The sequence below is a fragment of the Paenibacillus sp. FSL K6-1122 genome (assembly GCF_037977015.1).
Classification (GTDB): domain Bacteria; phylum Bacillota; class Bacilli; order Paenibacillales; family Paenibacillaceae; genus Paenibacillus; species Paenibacillus amylolyticus.
In genome coordinates, this window is sequence record NZ_CP150272.1 from 4,393,631 (window position 1) to 4,411,802 (window position 18,172).

The 18,172-nt window shown below is 45.7% G+C and carries 17 protein-coding genes; 7 read left to right on the forward strand and 10 right to left on the reverse strand.

Going from position 1 to position 18,172, the window contains the following annotated elements:
* Nucleotides 1-120: 120 nt before the first annotated feature.
* Entirely contained in the window at nucleotides 121-837 is a 717-nt protein-coding gene (locus NSQ20_RS19710) for a YceI family protein (RefSeq protein WP_340030680.1), read from the reverse strand.
* Nucleotides 838-1,029: 192 nt separating this feature from the next.
* Between NSQ20_RS19710 and NSQ20_RS19715 the strand changes: the two genes are divergently transcribed.
* Nucleotides 1,030-1,716 carry a response regulator transcription factor gene (locus NSQ20_RS19715; RefSeq protein WP_340030681.1) on the forward strand — a complete coding sequence of 229 codons (687 nt, stop codon included), beginning with the start codon at nucleotides 1,030-1,032 and terminating at the stop codon, nucleotides 1,714-1,716.
* Nucleotides 1,701-3,167 (forward strand): HAMP domain-containing sensor histidine kinase, encoded by a 1,467-nt coding sequence (locus tag NSQ20_RS19720; RefSeq protein ID WP_340030683.1) that lies wholly within the window; start codon nucleotides 1,701-1,703, stop codon nucleotides 3,165-3,167. Before NSQ20_RS19715 ends, NSQ20_RS19720 begins: the two co-directional genes overlap by 16 nt.
* 95 nt (nucleotides 3,168-3,262) lie before the next feature.
* Here NSQ20_RS19720 and NSQ20_RS19725 read toward each other — a convergent pair whose 3' ends face one another.
* Nucleotides 3,263-4,075: an ATP-binding protein gene (locus NSQ20_RS19725; RefSeq protein WP_340030684.1), complete on the reverse strand. Its 813-nt coding sequence runs from the start codon at nucleotides 4,073-4,075 to the stop codon at nucleotides 3,263-3,265.
* 526 nt (nucleotides 4,076-4,601) lie between these two features.
* On the opposite strand from NSQ20_RS19725, the gene NSQ20_RS19730 reads away from it, so the two are divergent.
* A complete protein-coding gene (locus NSQ20_RS19730) occupies nucleotides 4,602-4,754 on the forward strand; it encodes a DUF1540 domain-containing protein (RefSeq protein ID WP_076209985.1) in 153 nt (50 codons plus the stop codon).
* Between the two features lie 202 nt (nucleotides 4,755-4,956).
* On the forward strand, nucleotides 4,957-6,414 hold the full coding sequence (locus tag NSQ20_RS19735) for a 4-hydroxyphenylacetate 3-hydroxylase N-terminal domain-containing protein (RefSeq protein ID WP_340030685.1): 1,458 nt from the start codon (nucleotides 4,957-4,959) through the stop codon (nucleotides 6,412-6,414).
* 21 nt (nucleotides 6,415-6,435) lie between these two features.
* On the opposite strand, the gene NSQ20_RS19740 is transcribed toward NSQ20_RS19735, so the two are convergent.
* The 3 genes from NSQ20_RS19740 to NSQ20_RS19750 are packed head-to-tail and all read right to left on the reverse strand — an operon-like array spanning nucleotide 6,436 to nucleotide 8,319.
* On the reverse strand, nucleotides 6,436-7,002 hold the full coding sequence (locus NSQ20_RS19740; protein WP_076317523.1) for a nitroreductase family protein: 567 nt from the start codon (nucleotides 7,000-7,002) through the stop codon (nucleotides 6,436-6,438).
* A gap of 52 nt (nucleotides 7,003-7,054) precedes the next feature.
* Complete coding sequence (locus NSQ20_RS19745) at nucleotides 7,055-7,861, reverse strand: hypothetical protein (RefSeq protein ID WP_340030687.1); 807 nt, start codon at nucleotides 7,859-7,861, stop codon at nucleotides 7,055-7,057.
* A 5-nt stretch (nucleotides 7,862-7,866) separates the two neighbouring features.
* Nucleotides 7,867-8,319: a flavodoxin gene (locus tag NSQ20_RS19750; RefSeq protein ID WP_017687802.1), complete on the reverse strand. Its 453-nt coding sequence runs from the start codon at nucleotides 8,317-8,319 to the stop codon at nucleotides 7,867-7,869.
* A 226-nt stretch (nucleotides 8,320-8,545) separates the two neighbouring features.
* On the opposite strand from NSQ20_RS19750, the gene NSQ20_RS19755 reads away from it, so the two are divergent.
* From NSQ20_RS19755 to NSQ20_RS19765, 3 genes are all read left to right on the forward strand, one after another.
* Nucleotides 8,546-9,409 (forward strand): class I SAM-dependent methyltransferase, encoded by an 864-nt coding sequence (locus NSQ20_RS19755; protein ID WP_017687801.1) that lies wholly within the window; start codon nucleotides 8,546-8,548, stop codon nucleotides 9,407-9,409.
* A 2-nt stretch (nucleotides 9,410-9,411) separates the two neighbouring features.
* Nucleotides 9,412-10,143 (forward strand): RNA pseudouridine synthase, encoded by a 732-nt coding sequence (locus NSQ20_RS19760; protein ID WP_340030688.1) that lies wholly within the window; start codon nucleotides 9,412-9,414, stop codon nucleotides 10,141-10,143.
* A 193-nt stretch (nucleotides 10,144-10,336) separates the two neighbouring features.
* Nucleotides 10,337-10,681, forward strand: a complete 345-nt coding sequence (locus NSQ20_RS19765) for an MGMT family protein (RefSeq protein WP_036613313.1) — start codon at nucleotides 10,337-10,339, stop codon at nucleotides 10,679-10,681.
* A gap of 106 nt (nucleotides 10,682-10,787) precedes the next feature.
* On the opposite strand, the gene NSQ20_RS19770 is transcribed toward NSQ20_RS19765, so the two are convergent.
* The 5 genes from NSQ20_RS19770 to parE all read right to left on the reverse strand — a co-directional run bounded on the left by NSQ20_RS19770 (nucleotide 10,788) and on the right by parE (nucleotide 18,141).
* Nucleotides 10,788-12,299, reverse strand: coding sequence for a DHA2 family efflux MFS transporter permease subunit (locus NSQ20_RS19770; protein ID WP_340030689.1), 1,512 nt, complete (start codon nucleotides 12,297-12,299; stop codon nucleotides 10,788-10,790).
* Nucleotides 12,296-12,742 (reverse strand): MarR family transcriptional regulator, encoded by a 447-nt coding sequence (locus NSQ20_RS19775; RefSeq protein WP_036613308.1) that lies wholly within the window; start codon nucleotides 12,740-12,742, stop codon nucleotides 12,296-12,298. Before NSQ20_RS19775 ends, NSQ20_RS19770 begins: the two co-directional genes overlap by 4 nt.
* A 275-nt stretch (nucleotides 12,743-13,017) precedes the next feature.
* Complete coding sequence (locus tag NSQ20_RS19780; RefSeq protein WP_340030691.1) at nucleotides 13,018-13,458, reverse strand: MarR family transcriptional regulator; 441 nt, start codon at nucleotides 13,456-13,458, stop codon at nucleotides 13,018-13,020.
* A gap of 228 nt (nucleotides 13,459-13,686) precedes the next feature.
* Nucleotides 13,687-16,149, reverse strand: coding sequence for a DNA gyrase subunit A (gene gyrA / locus NSQ20_RS19785; RefSeq protein ID WP_047843513.1), 2,463 nt, complete (start codon nucleotides 16,147-16,149; stop codon nucleotides 13,687-13,689).
* Between the two features lie 12 nt (nucleotides 16,150-16,161).
* Nucleotides 16,162-18,141, reverse strand: coding sequence for a DNA topoisomerase IV subunit B (gene parE / locus NSQ20_RS19790; RefSeq protein WP_036613300.1), 1,980 nt, complete (start codon nucleotides 18,139-18,141; stop codon nucleotides 16,162-16,164).
* Nucleotides 18,142-18,172 lie beyond the last annotated feature (31 nt).

Here is an 18,172-nt window from a genome sequence, read left to right on the forward strand (position 1 = left end):
CTGTGACAGTTACATTTGAGTTATATTAATCACACTATTTTGTAAGAAAAACAAAAAAATCTGTCCGTCTACCGTAAGGCAGAACAGAACAGATTTTCAGGTATATGATCATTGTTACACTTATTTAGAAAGTTTCAATTCAAGTTGTATCTGGATATCATTTTCAGTCGAGAGCACAACGGAGTGGGGATTTTCCATTCCGAAATCTTCGAACGTTACCATCGATGTTGCCGACAACAATACTGCATTATTCTCATAAGCAGCTTTTGCGTCAAAGGTTACTTCTTTTTCAATACCTTTAACCGTAATGGTACCATTCATTTTGATATCAACCGTTTGACCGACAGGCCATTCCGCAGGTACCCCTTCAAATGAAGTCGCTGTAAATGTAGCTTGTGGATATGTAGCAACGTCGAAGAAATCGGCTTGCTTCACGTGACCATCACGCTGTCCATTCCCGGAATCAATTCCGTCCATCTCGATCTGTCCTTCTGCCTTCATCTGAGCAGCATCATCTACATTAATTGTCCAATTGCCTGTTACCTTCTCGTCCACAAAGTTAACGGTCTCCTGTGATGTGGTTACGGAGAAGTATACTTTGGAACCTTCGCTGATGCTCCAGTCTCCGTTCAGTTGCTCTGCTCCAGCAGTTTCATTGGCTACAACCGTTCCTGTGCTATCTACAGCTGTGGTGGAAGTCGCTGTGCTCGCAGGAAGCACCTGCTCAATCTCCACGTTGTTCCCCAAGTAACTGTTTGTGATATAGTAACCACCGCCACCGATTACGGCAACCGCCGCTACACCTGTAATAAGCCATGCTTTTGCTTTCTTGTTCATCTCTATGTTTCCTCCAGTACATGATTGTTTAGGTTGCTTCTTGGAGTGAATCATATCAATTGAATGTGTCAGGAAGAAGTCAAGATAAGACAAGTCCCATATTTTTTTGAAATTCGTAATACAGGATTGGCTTTACGCTCTTGCTCATGTAAAATCAGTACAAGTTTACAAAGCGAAAGGAGAACGCTTTTTTTGAAATCCATACTTATCGTCGAGGATGAGCAAGCTATTGCACGAGTATTGGCTGCTTATCTGAGAAAAGCAGAATTTGAAGTTCATCATGCAGCAGATGGATCGACTGCACTTACCCTTTTTGATACCGTAACGCCTTCCCTTGTATTACTTGATGTGATGCTGCCAGGAATGGACGGATGGGATCTGCTGCGGATTATTCGTGAAAAAAGTGCTTGTCCCGTGATCATGCTAACTGCACTGGATGACATTTCAGACCGTCTCAACGGACTAAATGCCGGTGCTGACGATTATATGAGCAAACCTTTTGTACCGGAAGAAGTGGTTGCCAGAGTTAATGCAGTGTTGCGCCGTAATCCACATTGGACCTCAGGTGGCGAAGAGAAGCGTTCCTTTGGAAATCTCGTCATTGATCTTGCTGCCAAGCAGGTGCTGCTGAACGGTGCAGAGGTTGCACTCACACCTCGTGACCTGTCGTTACTGTTCTTCCTGTCCGATTATCCGAATCGGACATTTACCAGAGATCATCTTATTGAACAGGTATGGGGGATGGACTATGATGGCAGTGACCGTGCTGTGGATCTATCGATTAAACGACTACGTCAAGCCCTCTCCCACTGGTCGCCAGAGACGGGAGAAATTCGGACGTTGCGAGGAATGGGGTATCAATTTTGGATCGCCAACTGAAACAGAAGAAACCCAAACGAACGATATCCATTCTGTCACACTGGACACTGCGATATTTTCTCATTTTGTGCATTGGTTTCACGATTATTGCGGCAGGGGCACTCTACTGGATTCGAACAACTTCCATTGAGAAAAGCCTCAAAACCGCAGAACTGCTTGGTCTGGAGATTGCCGATCGAGTGACCAGTGAGAATAATATGCTTCGAGTTCCACCCGATCTGGACAGACTGGTAACCAAGCGAGAGAAACTATTTAACACAGATAATTATTTTTGTGTCATGATCTTGGACAATAACAATCAATTGATCTTTTCCCAGCCTAAAATGGAGCAAAAAGATGTGCATTATCGACTGTCAGACGACTATCTTGAACCGCGAAACAACAAATATGCAGGTGTAACGGTCAACATATCCGAGGGCGATCAAACCTTGGGTAAAGTGTGGGTCATGCAGTCCAAACAATCCATTACATTTGGTCCAGAGACGATATGGCTCGTGGCTCTAATCCTCGGAGGACTAATCCTCTGTGGATGGTTTACAATCTATCTCTTGTCCAAAAAGTTATCCAGACCGATTCGTCAGGTCGCCTATGCCGCTGAGCAGATTCGAGGTGGCAACTATGATGTGAGTCTTGATCTGAATACACGAGAACGTGAGATCAATGAACTTGTAAATTCATTCCGCGATATGGCCACTCGTCTCCAACAACTCGAAGAATGGCGTACACTTTCGCTGGCAGGGGTAAGTCATGAACTCAAGACGCCGGTAACTTCCATCAAGGGGCTCGTTATGGCAGTACGTGACGATGTCGTGAGTCCACAGGAAGGTAAAGAATTTTTGGATATCGCTTTGAAGGAATCTGAACGTATGGAGCGAATGGTCGCAGATTTGCTTGACTATAACGCCATGGCTGCAGGAAGTGTTGCCGTTCGCAAGGAACGGACGGATCTGAAACTGTTGGTCGGTGAGATCATCTATCAATGGAAGATTGCGTATGAGGACAAAATGCCAGAGGTTCAGCTGCACGCCCCTCCAATTAACTTTTTTACCATGGGGGATGCTCTCCGCATTCAGCAGATCATTGTCAATTTGCTTAATAACGCACTTCATGCCACAGCTCCTGAACAGAAGGCCGTCTTCGATATTTATCTAAGTACAGAAAAACAGATGCTGTACGTTGATGTTAAGGACCACGGCACAGGCATCGCAGCCGAAGAACAACCCAAAATCTTCGAACGGTTCTATCGTGGAGAACTCAAGAAACGTCGTAACCGCGGTCTGGGTCTAGGATTAACATATAGCCGCCTACTCGCTCAGGAACAGGGCGGTGAACTGACACTTGTCTCCAGCAGCCCGGAAGGCAGCATGTTCAGATTAAGCCTGCCACGCTGGACTGCAACACAAGAAGCCATGAATACAGAAAAAGCATACGGAGCAGCCGTTAAAGTATAACGCACCTCACTAACATGACAACTAGCCCAGAACTCCATTCAGGAGACTGGGCTAGTTCAACATGTTCCTTGTTGCTTTATCCAGAATGGAAGCAATCAACACTCTAATACACGTGGTCTGTATTCATCGAAAGCATCCGAGATCAGTTGCTTATGAAGTGCACTACTGGCAATGATTGCTTTCCGTTTTGCTTTCAAAACGATCTGCTCTATATCCGCATAACTGCACCCGGTCAAGCGTTCACATATGTAATCTTCCAGCCGAGTCTCCTGTTCAAATGCCCCTACCAATTTGCTGATATACAATTTGCGACTCGAATCATCAGGCATACCGTAGGTCATCTTCGTATCAAACCGCCGCCAGATGGCGTGATCCAGTTGGGTTTCCAGATTCGTTGCAGCCACCAGAATGCTTTCCCCATCGAATTCGTCCAGACACTGCAACAATGTATTCACGACACGAGCCATCTCTTTCACTTCATCATTGCTCTCACGTGTCCGGCCTATGGCATCAAATTCATCCAGAAATAACACACAGGGATTCATTCGTGCATATTCGAATAACTTACGTACGTTACTCCCCGTCTCCCCAAGATGGCTATGAATGATCGCATCTAATCTCACAAGAACCAATGGCAGATCAAGGCGCTCCGCCAGATGTGATGCCGTTAATGTTTTTCCCGTACCGGGTGGCCCGAACATGACCATTTTGTTGGGGATTGATACATCATGCTCTCTGAACTTCTCTTTCATGCCCAGAATGGTGATAAATTCATTAATGATGCGTTCATTTTCAGCGGAAAATACAATATGCTGGGCTTTGCGTCTACACTCTTTCGGCGTGTAAAAAGCAGCCATATCGATCCCTTTCGCGCGGGGAATCCGGTTCATATGGTTTATTTTGCTCATGTATACACATGCTCCTTCATTTATAGTTTCAGTCCATGATTCAAGTTATATAAGTTGAACTAATGAATATTTACACTGACCACTTCGTTGACAGAACAACCTTCCGATCGCTGTTATCCCCAGATTTTTTTATTTATTTCCCTAGAGGGGAAATCCGGGGATAAAGGCGAACGCTCCGCTTCTTCAGCTTCTTTCTGTCCTCTCCGTTTTCGTGTAAATGTTTAGTTCAAATTATATAGAATCAATCAGACTTTTAATCGTAATCATTACTATTAAATAATAACATACTACTGCCTTTTTGCAAATATAACTGCAGCACGTCCACTATTTTGCCACAGAAGGGGGCATTTGGTTGCAAGCATCAAGAAAATTTGCTATTCTGAATATGCATCGTTGTGTATAATGCAAAAAAGCCCTCCGAATTTCGTGAGAGCAACAAAATTTTCCAGATTGACAAGCGGCAACTTGTTATATCCGGATTCTTTATACCAACGACTGTAATCCAATTAAAGTGAGGTTAACAATCATGGCAAAAGACGTATTGTGTGAAGTTAATTCCTGTCGTCACTGGGCTCAAGAGAACAAATGTAACGCTTCTTCGATCTACATCGTGAGTCACAGTAACAAAGAAGCAAGTCAGTCTGCTGAAACAGACTGTAAGACTTTTGAAGTAAAATAAGTAATTTCATGTAATCGACTTAAAGGAGCCCTTACCGGTTCCTTTTTTCTTTGTCTATTGTAACAAGAATGATAATTATTATCAAGCCCTATTCTGTAAAAATCCTTCTCACCTCTTCAATGCACATTGGACAGATGACCTACGTACACTACGTAAGAAGTCAGTATGCCCATGAACGATTAGAACCAAGAGGTGAATAACAATGCCTGTTAAAAGTGGCACACAGTATCGCGAACGAATTGATGCACAGTCCGTCCCTTGCTGGTACAAAGGTAACCTTATTACTGGAAAACGCTCTGAACATGTAGCATTTGCTGGTTTGATGGAGACTCAGATGCACATGTATGATCTGCAATCGGATTCTAAATTTGCAGAAACGATGACGTATGCCTCCCCGGCAGACGGCAAACCTGTGGGCATATCCTTCCTGCCTCCAACCAGTGCCGACGACCTCCGCAAACGACGGGAAGGGATGAATATCTGGGCAAATGTGCATCATGGCTTTCTTGGTCGCTCACCCGATTACATGAATACAGCCATAATGTCCTTTTACACAGGTGCCGATCTCCTGAAAGAATTATCTCCCCAGTATGCAGAAAATCTCAAAAATTATTATGCGTACTGCCGTGATCATGACATCACACTATCCCATGCCTTCATTCAGCCATATGCCAGCAAAATCTCAGGGCAATTGGATGCTACGGAGGATGCTATTGCCGCAAAGGTCGTAGATCGCACTGAGGAAGGTCTCATTATTAGCGGTGCATTCATGATGGCTACACAAGCTGCCACTTCGGATGAGATTTTTGTCTATCCGTCACCTTCTCCCGCCCCATTTGATGACGAAAATCCATTTGCCTTCTCTTTTGCTGTCCCCAATGATCTTCCGGGAATTAGTCTGGTATGTAGGGATACCTACGCAGCCGAATCTCACACTAATTATCCGCTGAGTTCCAGATATGAAGAGATGGACAATATCGTCATCTTTGACCGGGTGCTTGTTCCGCATGAACGGATATTTTTTGCAGGAAGTGAGGAAATGTCCTCGCGTCTCTTCAGTGGTAGCAACTTTCATATTCACGCAGGTCATCAGGTATTGTGTCGTTATATTGCCAAGACGGAATTTGTTCTCGGTACAATCCAGCTTCTCACGGATACGCTGGATCTGAATACGGAAGCACATGTTATAGAGAAATCTGCACGTGTGTTCGCAGGTCTTGAATCGTTAAAAGCTTTGGCCTTGGCCGCGGAGGCAGGTGCCATACCAGACGGACGAGGGTTTGTATTACCTGCACCCAAACCGTTGATGGCAGCCAATCTCCTTTTTCCGAAACTTTATCCTGAGATGATTGAAATTCTGCAACTCTTGGGTTCAAGCGGGGTGATTATGATCCCTCAGGAAGAAGAGTTTCAATCCGATATCGCTCCTTCACTGAATATATATCTGAAAGGGAACGATATGGCTTCTCACGAACGCAACGCTCTGTTCCGCCTGATCTGGGAGCTTGGGTCTGGTTCATTCGGGGGCAGACAGACCCAATTCGAACGATTCTTTTTTGGCAATGTCCTTACCGTATCCAATCGGTTGTTCTCCGTCTACAACAAAGATCAGACGAATCGTCAGCTCGTTCGTGATTTTCTATTCAACACCAGCAAATAAGAGAACTAATGAATCATTTTTTTAGACCAGATGGTCATAAACCGTCATCAGTTCAGAGGCTGGTCTGCTTGCATCCATATCCCGCAATGCAGGCTGGTCTCCGTAACCGATATGAAAGACCCCCAGCACCTTCTCTTCACTTGTCAAACCCATCAAATTCATAAACACAGGATGTTGTTGATAATCATTGATCTTCCAGACCGCATTCAATCCCTGTTCCGCAGCCAGAATACTAAAGCGTTTGCTCCAGGCTTTGGCCGGCAGAAGATCATCCTCACGGGCATTTCTAGGCGCCACGACAACCAGATGGGTTGGAATTGCTTCCGTGTATTGATATGTAGCCCAATCGCCGTAGCGATCAGCCAGATGGGGTGGATAGCTCTGTCTGACCGCTTCCAGATAAAGCTGGCGTCCTTCGCCTGCAAACAACATAAACCTCCAAGGTTCTGAACTCATTACATATAATGAAGGATCTGCTTCATCAAGCAACTTTCGTATAACCGACTGGGGTACTGGCAACGGACTGAATTCGCAAGTTCCTGCACGTCTCTTGCCGCTGCTTATATCTTGACTTAGACCGGTAGACATGGCAACTTCCCCTCCTCTATCTGCATGATATATTGTTATCCTTCAACTGTCTTCACATCAACCATGTTTTCTTCGGTTCAATAGCATCCGTTCTCCAGCGATCTACCTCTTCGTGGATGCGCGCTTTATCACGCGTCGTAAACTGTTCTGACTCCACCACTTCTGCTTGCGGCATGCTGTCACGTATCAAGCGAATGTAGTCCATGGAACGGATCAGAGACTGGCGTCCAGGGATGTACCTGATTTTGCGTCCTTCCAACAAGCAGTATATCTCGATCATACCCGGTAATTTTCCGAAGGCTTCCCAGCAGAATGCACTGACCATATGCTGAAATGCCTCAACTACGTTTGGATCATGGACAACCATATATTTCTGAATCAGCAACGAATCCCAGCCTTCTGGTTGCCAGGCCGCCTGAAATATCATAGATAAATGCATGGATAATGAAGGTAACTCCGTTCTCCACTGTTCAAAAAGAATGGCTGGATGCTTCAGATCATCGTTCATTGCAATGGCGAGTGACAATTCATCCGTAATCTTGTTCTTCACATCCCAGTAATGGAGAACAGATTCGAAACCATCCGTCTTTCTGGGCCACCACTTCTCAAGTAAATACTGTACGGGTACCTCTTTGCGAACATCGGGGTCGAGACTGTAAAAAGCATTGACCGCATGGCTCACCGCATATTGTACACGGTGCCTCCATTGCAGTGGAAGACGCTGCTCAGACACTGGTTCAGGGCGGATGAATCGGTGTGGGCTGCGCAGCATTTCTTCCAATCTGTAATCTTCAAGCAGACGTCCAGGAAGGTCATTCCTTCCGACTGGCATCGCTGCCTGAACATTATGTCTTAACATGATCTTTAGGACACCTGTAATCCGGCAGCAGCGAAGCGTTTGCCAAAGTCACGGCATGTTTCTTTCTCCTGCTCAAGCGGACTATATTCAATTTTCAACATCTCTGGAGATACCTCCGCCCCACGCTCTTGCAGCTTGGCAGCCGCAAGATCAACTGCACCGCAGAACTGCTCATACGAGGTGTCACCACTACCAAACACCGCAGCCCTCTTACCACTCAGGTCAAGCTCATCCAGCTCCTCATAGAAATCAAGGAATTCATCCGGCAACTCCCCATCTCCCCAGGTGTACACACCGATCATGAATCCGTCATAGTCCAATACATCAGATGCATTACAATCCGTTACGGATTTCAGGTCTGCCTCGTGGCCTCCCTGTGTAATTCCTTCCACAATCAGTTCTGCAATTTCTTCTGTATTTCCTGTCATGCTCGCATAAGCCACTAACAATTTAGCCATCTATTTTTCCCTCACTTTATTTGATCATGTTATATTCTCTCTATGAAGAAAGAATGAATTTTTGATTAACAAAATCATATGTGATAATGATTATCATTGTCAAATTAAATTTTTGGTTATCTTTGTTTTTCAGTATATGGTGCACTCCCGTCCCCCAACTGGCGTCCAAGCCCTTTTTTGTTGTACAATAGTATCCAAATGACTTTTGAAGGATGGATAAATCATTATGTACGTAGCTAAGAATTGGAAGGACTATGAAGTAATCGATACAGGAGGCGGCGAGAAACTGGAGCGTTGGGGAGATGTGATTTTACGCAGACCCGATCCACAGATTATCTGGCCCCTTGAGCAAGAAACCAATGAATGGCGTCAGGTGCATGGTCACTATCATCGCAGTTCTTCCGGTGGCGGTAACTGGGATATGAAAAAGCCCATTCCCGAGCGCTGGACGATCGGATACGAAAACCTGAAATTCCACATTAAACCTACCAGCTTTAAGCATACTGGCCTGTTCCCTGAACAAGCCGCTAACTGGAGCTGGATGATGGATAAAATCTCCAATGCAGGACGCCCTATTTCTGTTTTGAACCTGTTTGCCTATACAGGAGGAGCAACGGTAGCCGCAGCTTACGCAGGCGCTTCTGTTGTGCATGTGGATGCAGCTAAAGGCATGGTTCAATGGGCCAAGGAAAATGTTCAATTATCCGGACTGGCTGATCGCCCTGTTCGTTTTATTACAGATGATGTATTCAAATTTGTACAACGGGAACAACGTCGCGGAAATCGTTACGACGCCATTATTATGGACCCTCCTTCATATGGCCGTGGCCCTAATGGAGAGACATGGAAACTGGAAGAGAACCTATATCCTTTCCTGAAGTCATGTATGACGATCTTGTCGGATAATCCATTATTCATGCTGGTTAACTCCTACACTACGGGCATTTCCTCTACGGTTCTGCGCAACATGTTGACCATGACGATGTCTGCTCAGTACGGTGGTGACATTACTGCAGGTGAAATTGGTCTGCCGATCACACGTAGTGGTCTGGATCTGCCTTGTGGTATTCTGGGCCGTTGGGAGTCTTAATTATGTCAGAACATCGGCATGACCACGATGCGATTCCGATTCTGTTCGAAGACAACCATCTGTTAGGTATTACGAAGCCGGTCAATGTACCTACTCAGGAAGATTCATCAGGTGATCCGGATTTGCTTACATTGCTGAAGCAGGATCTGAAAGAACGATACAACAAACCTGGCAATGTTTATCTCGGGTTAGTACACCGACTTGATCGTCCTGTTGGAGGGGCAATGATTTTTGCCAAGACTTCTAAAGCAGCTTCGAGATTGTCCGAGACTGTGCGGGGACGTCATTTCCGTAAAATATATGCGGCTGTTGTACATGGCAAGTTACCTGCACAGCAGGGAACTTTAAAACACACGCTCCTGAAAGATGCACGTACAAATACCGTTACTGTTGTACCTAAAGGTACGGCTGGCGGTAAGGATGCCGTTCTGGATTACCGTGTTATCGGCGAGACAGACCGTTACAGCCTCGTCCATATCGAACTGCACACCGGCAGATCTCATCAGATTCGAGTGCAAATGAAAGAAATCGACTGCCCTCTGTACGGGGATCAGAAGTACGGCGCAAGCGTTAATAAACCCGGGCAACAGATTGCTCTATGGTCTGCGATTGCTGCTTTTCCTCATCCAGTTACTAAGGAAGAAGTTATTCTGCAATCTTTGCCTGCAAGAGAATTCCCCTGGGCAGAATGGCCAGACGCTGTGTACCAAAAAGCTTTTGGACAATCTCAATAAATACGTGTTCAAAAAGACTGGTTTTCAATACCGATAAGATGGGATCAAAAGCGGTTTTATCGAACAACCTCTATAAGTGCACAGGATCAGGTTACATCTGTCCATACAACGTGTCGTTCAGATTCTGTATCTGAACGACACGTTTTTTCATATTTTCAGCTATTTACCTAAGATACAGAGAGGAGACATCATGATGACCCCGTTTACCAAACAAGTCGTTGCGATCATCGCGGCGATTCCCGAAGGTAAAGTGATGACTTACGGTCAGATTGCAGCCCATGCCGGGAGTCCAAGAGCCGCGAGACAAGTCGTACGTATTCTGCACTCGATGAGCCGCAAGGAACGTCTGCCCTGGCACCGTGTCGTCAATGCAAAAGGAGAAATCTCCATACCGGACGAACACTCGCGCATGATGCAGGAAACAGAACTGATTAGCGAAGGTGTGGAGTTTCAACTAAACGGAACCATTAATCTCAAACAGTTCGGTCATGAGCCCGATCCTGTATTTCTTATCGATCCAACGATCCAGCCCGAATAATAAAAGTACTCTCCTCCTATCGCGCACACCAAAAAAAGAGAACTCAGGCAGTTAGGGTTACCCCTTCGACTGCTAGAGTTCTCTTTTTGGTTTTATCTGATATTCGTTATGCTGTAGCCGTCGCTTTTTCCTGTTCTACAGTAACAGGCTCAACAGCTGGTTTTGTTTTCCGAATAAAGAACGCCATGATCAAAGCAACCACGGTCATTCCGGTAGCCACGATGAATGCATAGTTAACGCCGTAAATCGTTGCATCTGCTGTAGCTGCTAACATCGCTGTCTTATTATTAGGGTCAACTTGGCCAGCAGCCACTGCATCCGCCAGATGTGTTTTGAGCTTACTACTCATGATAGTAACCAGAATGGCTGTACCAATCGCACCGGCAACTGTACGCAATGTATTGGACATCGCTGTACCATGCGCGTTCAGACGTTGAGGCAGTTGATTCAGACCTGCTGTCTGGATTGGCATCATCAGCATCGACATACCGAACATACGAGCCGTGTAGATAAACATCATGTAGCCGTAGGTAGTATCGATTGCCAGACGACTCAGTCCAAAAGTTGTAATTGCCGTAATGGCAAGACCTGCAACCGAAAGCCAGCGTGCGCCCACTTTATCAAATATGCGACCTGTAATTGGAGACATAATCCCCATCAATATCGCACCGGGCATCATCAGAAGTCCTGATTCAATTGGTGAGAATCCACGAATGTTTTGCAGGAAAATAGGGAGCAGGATCATACCTGCAAACATCGCCATGGTCACGAGCATATTGATAATCGTTGTTAATGTATACATGTTGTACTTGAAAATACGGAACTCAAGGAGCGGATGATCTGTTGTCAGTTGACGAATAACGAACAGAATCAGGGATATCGCACCTACGACGAGACATCCAATGACAATTGCACTGCCCCATCCATCGGTACCCGCATCACTGAATCCGTAGAGCAAACTACCAAAACCAAGTGTAGATAAAATAACGCCTGGATAATCCAGTTTAGGTCTGGACTGACGTGTTACGTTTTTGACAAAAGCAATACCAATTGCCGTTGCAATAATAGAGAATGGCAAGATGATGTAGAACAACAATCTCCAGGAATAATGCTCAACCACATAACCTGAAAGTGTAGGCCCAATCGCAGGAGCCAGAATCATCGCAATCCCCATGGTTCCCATGGCCTGACCGCGTTTCTCAATTGGGAAGATGGTCAGGAATACAACGGTCATCAGAGGCATCAGGATACCTGCACCTGCCGCTTGAATAACACGACCTACCATCAGAATGGTGAAGGTTGGACTAAGACCACAGACTAATGTACCTATGGTAAATAGAGTCATGGCTGTAATAAAAATTTGACGCGTTGAAAATTTGGCAATCAGATATGCCGTAATTGGAATCAGCACACCGTTCACAAGCATATAACCCGTAGTTAACCATTGGGCTTTGTTTGGCCCGATGCCGAGGTCTTCCATGATTTTAGGAAGCGCTACGTTCATCAGGGTTTGGTTCAGGAATGCCACAAAGGCACCAATTAACAATGCCGCTACAATTGGGCCTTTCTTGATGTTGTCCATCGCTGAGGATGGAGCTGCAGCAGTAGTCGTACTCATATGTTGTTCATCTCTCTTCCTTCTAACTTTTCAATCATTTGACTATGAATTCTAAGTAGGTGCTCAAGGTCTTCCTTCGATATGTCCAGAATGGGTGATACTCTTTCCATCCACAAATGGTGCGTTTCCTGTTGGGCCTGTTCCCCTTTATCCGTAATCTGAAGCTTAACGGATCGGCGGTCAGCATCCGAACGTGTCCGAACGATATACTCGCCTTTGACGAGCCGCTCCACAACAGCGCTCATGGAACTGCTGCCCATATGGCATAGCTCAGCCACTTCGTTGATGCCAATGGAAGGACGCTCCCTCAGAATGGATAACACCATAAACTGGATCGAAGTCAGCTCGATCTCCTTGTTTTCATTCCAAAATGCTCGAAAAAGCATTTGATTCACTTGGCGGAACGAATTAATAATATAGAATACTTCATACGTATCAGTCATTGTTTCACCCTTTTACTTTTGGAATATAATATTTCGTACACGAAATATCAGGGGAACAATTATTTATTATAACAAAAATATTTACATAGTCAACTCTTTACATATGAATTCACAAAAATAATATTAGGACATACTAACTGTGCTACAGCCATGCCTTTACCCAACTAACCTGGACACAGTGTGTAGCATATGTAATTTGTAAATAAAATAACCATAGGGCTCCTGCATGAAACGAGCAGGCACTCCTATGGTTATTCAGAAGAATCAGCATGGTATCATACCGAAGTAGATAAGGCAGGCTCTTTGGTTTTGGGTGTTGTCATTTTGCCTAACAGATATACCAGCAATTGTTGATTGTGCATCGAAATGTTACTGAGAACAGAGTTCATGAATTCATTACGGATGGTGATTCCCCGCTCTGTCTCCATTCTTCCTTTCTCTGACAGAGATACCCACACAATACGTCGATCCTGATTATCCCGATTCCTGCGAATCAGATCATTCTTCTCCATTCGATCGAGCAGCATGGTTACAGCAGCTGGTGTAGTCGACAGATAAGGAATCAGATCCGAAGGTTTCATCTTCTGATGGTCTTCAAGTACCTCCAGTACAGCCAGCTGAGCCTCCGTTAATGAGGGTGCCAGCTCTTGATCCATATGCAATTTATAATCTTTGGTCAACTTGGACCAGCACTTGGCAAAATCGGAATTATACATCTTCCATCGCTCCTCTCTGCAACCGGTTATCACTTCACCTGCTTAAGTTTTCGCGCTCCAAAGCCGCATTCCTGCTGCCTTTTTTCAATTTCCTAGCGATCGACCGTAATCGACGAAGGTTGTTAAACTTCGCATGAATGCCCTCTTCTAATCCGCCTTTGAACAACAAAAAAAGACTTCTCGCATGACAGGATTAGCTGTTCTGCGAAAAGTCTCGTTTGTTTGTTTTTATGAAGATGATGCTGGTTGATTCTCATTGAAGTCCCTTAGAAGTTCAACGATCTCGTCCTGTTTGTCCACATGAACGATCAGCTTGCCAATATGTTTGCGCTCTGTAATCGGAACACCTTCCGAAGAGATCGGGAACACTTGGCCTTCTTTGGTCATTACAGTGATCTTACGTTGCTCTTTGCAATAGAACGCTCCAACAATACGGCTACCATTCGGTTTCACACGTTTGCCTTCTTTGAACTCGAATGTGGCAAGCCCCTTGCCTCCACGGCTCTGTATAGCGTAATCCAGAAGTAATGATCGTTTACCATATCCCAGATCGGACAACACGGCAACTTCACCTTCATCTCCTTCTACCCATAGAGCCGATACAACTTCATCTGTATCTCTTAACTGAATACCACGAACACCACCGGATACACGTCCCATTGGATTAACCTCATCCTCTCGGAAACGAATCGCCATGGCTTCTTTTGTAATCAACATAATATCTTGACCACCTGTACTTAAATGTACAGATAACACTTCATCGTCCTTGCCCACTTTACAAGCCGCAACTGCACCGGAACGTTTGGTAACGTAATCCTTCAGCTCCGTTCGTTTCACCTGTCCTCTTCGCGTAACGAAGACCAGACTGTGATTTGGCTCTTCAAAGGATTTCACAGCAAGCACACTTGCAATACGGTCATCTTTCGCAAGGGGAATGACATTCACAATGGCTGTGCCTGGATCTTTCCACTTGAATTCAGGTACCTGGTGAACAGGTAACAGGAAGTACTGACCTTTCCTCGTAAAGACAAGCAAGTTCTCAAGCGTATTTACTTCCAGAACCTGAGCGATATAATCGCCGTCTTTCACACCACTTCCGCTCCGTTCACCACCAGAACGTGTAAAGGACTGCATGCCTGTACGTTTCACATATCCCTCTTTGGATAACGTAACAAATACATCTTCCGCATTCACAAGTACTTCGAGATTAACCTTAAGTTCTTCCACTTCACCCTGGATCGCAGAACGACGGTCTATGCCGTATTTCTCACGAATCTCCATCAATTCCTTGCGGATGACTCCGATGAGCTTGCGGTCACTATCCAGAATGGATTGTAATTGTGCAATCTTTTTCATCAGTTCACCGAGTTCCTTCTCCAGAGAATTGATCTCCAGATTCGTCAAACGGTACAATTGCAACGTAAGGATGGAATCCGCTTGGCGTTCCGTGAATCCAAACATCCACATCAGGTTGTTTTGAGCATCTTGACGGTTCTTCGACGCTTTGATAGCCGCAATGACCTCGTCAAGGATGTTAAGTGCTTTTACCAAGCCCTCGAGCACATGCGCACGGTCTTGCGCCTTCTCCAGCTCAAACCGGGTACGGAAGGTTACAACCTCCCGCTGATGGGCAATGTAAGCCTCGAGAATCGATTTCAATCCTAATTGATGAGGTGCTTTATTCACAATCGCAACCATATTGAAATTATAGGTGACCTGCAGGTCGGTTTTCTTCAGCAAATAAGCCAAAATACCTTGTGCGTCCGCTTCTTTTTTCAACTCAACCACGATTCGCAGACCTTCACGTCCGCTCTCATCACGCACTTCGGCAATACCTTCAACCTTCTTCTCTAGTCGGATGTTCTCCATCGCTGTAACCAGACGAGACTTCACGACCTGATAAGGAATTTCGGTAATGACGATCTGCTGTTTGCCACCGCGCATGTTTTCAATCTCGGTTTTGGACCGGATATAGATCCGTCCCTTACCTGTGCGATAGGCATCCAGAATGCCGTCACCGCCCATAATCAATCCGCCTGTTGGAAAGTCAGGACCCTTCATAAACATCATGATTTCGTCCAACTCAATCGACGGTTTCTCCATCACAGCGATCGAAGCATCAATGACTTCACGTAAATTGTGTGGAGGAATCTCCGTTGCAAATCCGGAGGAAATACCGCTGACACCATTAACCAGCAAGTTCGGATAACGGGATGGCAATACAACCGGTTCTTTGGCCGTATTATCAAAATTATCCTTAAACAGAACCGTCCGTTTCTCGATATCGCGAAGCATCTCCATCGCGATGGGCGACAAACGGGCCTCCGTATACCGCATCGCCGCTGCCGGGTCATCATCCTGTGATCCCCAGTTACCATGACCGTCCACGAGCATATGGCCCATTTTCCATGGCTGAGCCATCCGCACCATGCCCTCATAGATGGATGAGTCACCATGTGGATGATAATTACCCATTACGTCCCCAACGGTTTTGGCAGACTTGCGGTAAGTCTTGTCAGGCGTATTACCTGAATCGTACATGGCGTATAGAATACGCCGTTGTACTGGCTTCAACCCATCCCGGACATCCGGAATGGCTCGATCCTGAATAATATATTTGGAGTAGCGACCGAAACGGTCCCCAACGACCTCTTCGAGAAAGGCCGGCATAAATTGTTCTGATGGACTCATTCCAAGCACCTTCTATTCTTCGTACTCTGTAAAGTCGACGTTCTCTACAATCCAGCGTTTCCGCGGATCAACTTTATCACCCATGAGCGTAGATACACGACGTTCTGCTTTTGCTGCATCAACAATCTGTACCTTCAGCATCGCACGAGTTTCCGGATTCATTGTTGTCTCCCACAGTTGATCCGGATTCATCTCACCAAGACCTTTATAACGTTGAAGCTCAACATTATTACCGAATTCCTTCATATAATTCGCCAGTTCTTCATCCGTCCATGCATATCGAACACTCGCAAGCTTACCAGACTTACGAGTAAGTTTGTACAATGGCGGCTGAGCAATATATACTTTGCCTGCATCAATTAAAGGCTTCATATAACGATAAAAGAAGGTCAACAGCAACACCTGAATATGTGCGCCGTCCGTATCCGCATCGGTCATAATGATAATTTTGGAATAATTGCTGTCTTCAACTGCAAATTCGGTTCCTATGCCCGCCCCGATCGCCGCTGTAATGGCGCGGTATTCTTCATTTTTGAGAATGTCGGCCAGCTTTGATTTTTCCGGATTGAGCGGTTTTCCCTTGAGCGGCAGAATAGCCTGAATCTTCGAGTCACGTCCCTGTTTGGCAGAACCACCTGCGGAATCCCCTTCGACAATAAATAACTCATTTCGGGTAAAATCCTTTGATTGCGCCGGCGTTAGTTTGCCGTTCAGGTTGGAACTTTCGCTACGTTTCTTGCCTGTGCGCATATCATCACGTGCTTTGCGGGCTGCTTCTCTGGCTCTGGAGGCTTGAACCGCTTTGCGAATTAACGTTTGCGCTACCTGCGGGTTTTCTTCCAGGAACCGTTGAATATTCTCGGACACGACCGAATCCACTGCACTTCGAGCGGAAGCGCTGCCGAGCTGATCCTTGGTCTGACCTACGAACTCAACCTCTGACATCTTGACACTGATGACGGCCATCATACCTTCACGCAAATCATTGCCTTCAAGGTTTTTATCTTTTTCCTTAATCATGCTGGTACGCCGCGCGTAGTCATTCATTACACGAGTATACGCAGCCCTGAATCCGGTCTCATGTGTACCGCCACCCCGAGTAGAGATCGAGTTCACGAACGAAGCCAGCGTTTCGGTATAACCCGCGTTATACTGGATCGCCACTTCGACTTCAATGTCATCCTTCTCCGCATAGAAGTGAATAACATCATGCAGCACATCTTTATTTTCGTTAAGAAAAGCAACAAACTGGCTTGCTCCGCCTTCATACATGTATTCATCCTGATTGCCCGAACGTTCATCCTTGAGCACAATTCTCAGACCCGAATTCAGAAAAGCAATTTCCTGAAGACGTTCTGCCAATGTATCATAATTAAATTGAATACCGCTCTGGAACACCCGAATATCCGGTTTAAATGTAACTTTTGTACCTGTCCGATTGGTATTGCCCAACACTTCGAGACCGGAGACCGGTTCACCGACATGTTCAATCCCTTTTTTGTCCTTCCAATACTCGAATCGCTGACGATGAATCTTGCCATCACGGAAAATCTCGACTTCAAGCCACTCGGACAATGCGTTAGTAACTGACGCACCTACACCGTGCAAACCGCCTGATTTTTTGTATCCTGATCCACCGAACTTTCCGCCTGCGTGCAAAATCGTAAACACGACCTGGGGAGTAGGAATCCCTGTTTTATGTATACCTGTCGGAATTCCCCTTCCGTTATCCTGAACCGTAATAGAACCGTCCTTATGCAGCGTGATATCGATTTTGGAGCAGAATTTGGCGAGATGTTCGTCGACAGCGTTGTCGACAATTTCCCATACCAAATGATGTAAACCTGAAGTGCTGGTGCTGCCGATGTACATCCCCGGCCGTTTCCGTACCGCTACCAACCCTTCAAGTACTTGAATGTCGTCCGCGTCGTAGCCTGAAGACCCCTGTCCTCCGCCTGTCGAACCTGCCGACATATCGATTTGCTCGACCATTCATGCTCCCCCTTCTTAACTTGCAACTAAA

What these genes read in the sequence shown, in the direction of transcription:
- NSQ20_RS19770 (WP_340030689.1), bottom strand. Translation starts at nt 12,299, where the DNA reads ATGAGTACGACTACTGCTGCAGCTCCATCCTCAGCGATGGACAACATC.
- NSQ20_RS19760 (WP_340030688.1), top strand. Translation starts at nt 9,412, where the DNA reads ATGTCAGAACATCGGCATGACCACGATGCGATTCCGATTCTGTTCGAA.
- NSQ20_RS19735 (WP_340030685.1), top strand. Translation starts at nt 4,957, where the DNA reads ATGCCTGTTAAAAGTGGCACACAGTATCGCGAACGAATTGATGCACAG.
- NSQ20_RS19740 (WP_076317523.1), bottom strand. Translation starts at nt 7,002, where the DNA reads ATGTCTACCGGTCTAAGTCAAGATATAAGCAGCGGCAAGAGACGTGCA.
- NSQ20_RS19725 (WP_340030684.1), bottom strand. Translation starts at nt 4,075, where the DNA reads ATGAGCAAAATAAACCATATGAACCGGATTCCCCGCGCGAAAGGGATC.
- gyrA (WP_047843513.1), bottom strand. Translation starts at nt 16,149, where the DNA reads ATGAGTCCATCAGAACAATTTATGCCGGCCTTTCTCGAAGAGGTCGTT.
- NSQ20_RS19730 (WP_076209985.1), top strand. Translation starts at nt 4,602, where the DNA reads ATGGCAAAAGACGTATTGTGTGAAGTTAATTCCTGTCGTCACTGGGCT.
- NSQ20_RS19750 (WP_017687802.1), bottom strand. Translation starts at nt 8,319, where the DNA reads ATGGCTAAATTGTTAGTGGCTTATGCGAGCATGACAGGAAATACAGAA.
- NSQ20_RS19755 (WP_017687801.1), top strand. Translation starts at nt 8,546, where the DNA reads ATGTACGTAGCTAAGAATTGGAAGGACTATGAAGTAATCGATACAGGA.
- NSQ20_RS19775 (WP_036613308.1), bottom strand. Translation starts at nt 12,742, where the DNA reads ATGACTGATACGTATGAAGTATTCTATATTATTAATTCGTTCCGCCAA.
- NSQ20_RS19745 (WP_340030687.1), bottom strand. Translation starts at nt 7,861, where the DNA reads ATGTTAAGACATAATGTTCAGGCAGCGATGCCAGTCGGAAGGAATGAC.
- parE (WP_036613300.1), bottom strand. Translation starts at nt 18,141, where the DNA reads ATGGTCGAGCAAATCGATATGTCGGCAGGTTCGACAGGCGGAGGACAG.
- NSQ20_RS19765 (WP_036613313.1), top strand. Translation starts at nt 10,337, where the DNA reads ATGACCCCGTTTACCAAACAAGTCGTTGCGATCATCGCGGCGATTCCC.
- NSQ20_RS19780 (WP_340030691.1), bottom strand. Translation starts at nt 13,458, where the DNA reads ATGTATAATTCCGATTTTGCCAAGTGCTGGTCCAAGTTGACCAAAGAT.
- NSQ20_RS19710 (WP_340030680.1), bottom strand. Translation starts at nt 837, where the DNA reads ATGAACAAGAAAGCAAAAGCATGGCTTATTACAGGTGTAGCGGCGGTT.